General features: G+C 27.9%; 2 protein-coding genes. Both read left to right on the forward strand.

Annotated features, from left to right (window positions below):
- Positions 1-66 precede the first annotated feature (66 nt).
- The gene (locus KI369_RS28220) at positions 67-981 is read left to right on the forward strand and encodes a glycosyltransferase family 2 protein (RefSeq protein WP_212958956.1); all 915 of its coding nucleotides are present in this window, start codon (positions 67-69) and stop codon (positions 979-981) included.
- 20 nt (positions 982-1001) lie between these two features.
- Positions 1002-1859, forward strand: coding sequence for a glycosyltransferase family 2 protein (locus KI369_RS28225; protein WP_212958957.1), 858 nt, complete (start codon positions 1002-1004; stop codon positions 1857-1859).
- Positions 1860-1949: the final 90 nt, after the last annotated feature.

A 1949-nucleotide genomic window follows, 5' to 3' on the forward strand; every position in this document is an offset into this window, starting at 1 on the left:
TTGTTTAAAGGTCAGTTTAGTATAATGCTCTTTTATAAAGGGATATATAAATAAAGGAGAAAACAGATGAAGAAAGTTTCAGTATTAATTCCTACGTATAATGCGGGGGATGAAATAAGAATATTATTGAAAAAAATATATGAACAATCTATGCCAATGGGCATGGATTTAGAGGTTATTTTGGTAGATTCTAGTTCTACAGATAACACTCTAGAAATCGTTAAAAATGAATTTTTAGAAGTTAAACTAGTAGAAATTGAGAATAAATTATTTGATCATGGGGGAACGAGAAATAAATTAGCAAGGATGGCAACAGGCGATTACCTTTTATATATGACTCAAGATGCCATACCTGTTGATAATAATTTAATAATGAGTTTACTTGAGGAATTAGAAGATAGTGAGAATGTAATTTGTTTTGCGAGACAAATTCCTAAAGAAGACGCTAGTGTATTGGAGAAATTTGCACGAGGATTTAATTACCCTGATAAAAAGATAGTAAAGCAAACAGCTGAAATAAAAACTTTAGGGATAAAAACATTTTTCTGTTCCAATGTATGTTGTATGTATAAAAAAACATTATTTGAAAATCCATACAATGGATTTCCTGAAAAAGTAATATTAAACGAGGATTTAATATTAGCATCTAAAGTTATTTTAGATGGAAAGAACGTAATCTATAATCCAAAAGCAAAGGTTTTTCATTCTCATAATTATAACTTAAAACAACAATTTAAGAGGTATTTTGATATAGGAATGGCATTCGAGTCGACAAGTTACTTGCTACAATATGTATCTAATGAAAAAGAAGGAGCTAAAATGGTAAGAGAACAAACAAAGTTCCTTTTGAAAAATAATAAGAGTTTACTTATATATGCTTTCGTTGAAAATTTTGTGAAGTTTATAGCTTATAAATTAGGTAAAGTCCACAGAATAATCCCTATACCTTTGAAAAGAAAGTTATCAGCTTATATGAAATAGTAATGTATGGAGGATTTACGATGAAATATAAATTTTCTTTAATAATGGCTACATATGGTCGAGATGAAGAAATTGCTCTTTTTCTAGAAAGTATCAATCAAAGTGAATATGACTTAGGAAAAATTCAAATTATAATTGTAGATCAAAATGATTCAGAAGAAATTAATCTAGAGAAGATAGTTTTACAATATAAGAACATGGATATTTTGCATATTAAGAGTAATAAAAAGGGATTATCTCACAACCGAAATCTTGGTTTACAGTATGCGGAGGGTGAATATATTGCCTTTCCGGATGATGATTGTGAATATTATATTGATACATTGAATGAAGTAGAATTAACATTTAAAAATCACGTGAATTCGAATTTAGTTTTAGGAAGGATAATTGACAAGGCAGAGAATGATGTGATACGTAAATGGCCTAAAAGTTCTATGAAGATTAATGAAAAGAATTTCTTCACTAAAGTATCTTCCATAACGATGTTTTATAAAAACACATTAAATTTGTATAAATTTAATGAGAAACTTGGGGTGGGGACGTATTTTGGTTCATGTGAAGATACTGATATTGTGTATCAATATGCTAAAAATTCCCATGTGGAATATAATCCAAATATTAAGGTCTATCATCCTCATCCTAGCAAAGAGTTGAGCGTGGATAAAGTGAAAAGTTATGCCTTAGGTTTTGGTGGATTTATAAAATCAAATTTGGATTTTTATACTGCTATTTTGTTTATTAAAGTTATATGCTATCATTTTTTAAAATTGATAAGTGCCATAGTAACTTTCAATAGAGAGAAGTTGAGAAGAAGTTGGAACTCTGTATATTTTAGAATCAAAGGATTTTTAGAATATAAGAAAATCGAGAGAGAATAATCATGAACATTCAAATAAAAACTACAATTCAATTTCTATTTTATATAAGTATTTTGTCTATTTTTATAATTAATTCTAATGTATATCCAA

Source organism: Bacillus sanguinis (genome assembly GCF_018332475.1).
Lineage (GTDB): Bacteria > Bacillota > Bacilli > Bacillales > Bacillaceae_G > Bacillus_A > Bacillus_A sanguinis.

Excerpts from the sequence above, each read along its gene's own strand:
- KI369_RS28220 (WP_212958956.1), top strand. The coding sequence starts at position 67 with ATGAAGAAAGTTTCAGTATTAATTCCTACGTATAATGCGGGGGATGAA.
- KI369_RS28225 (WP_212958957.1), top strand. The coding sequence starts at position 1,002 with ATGAAATATAAATTTTCTTTAATAATGGCTACATATGGTCGAGATGAA.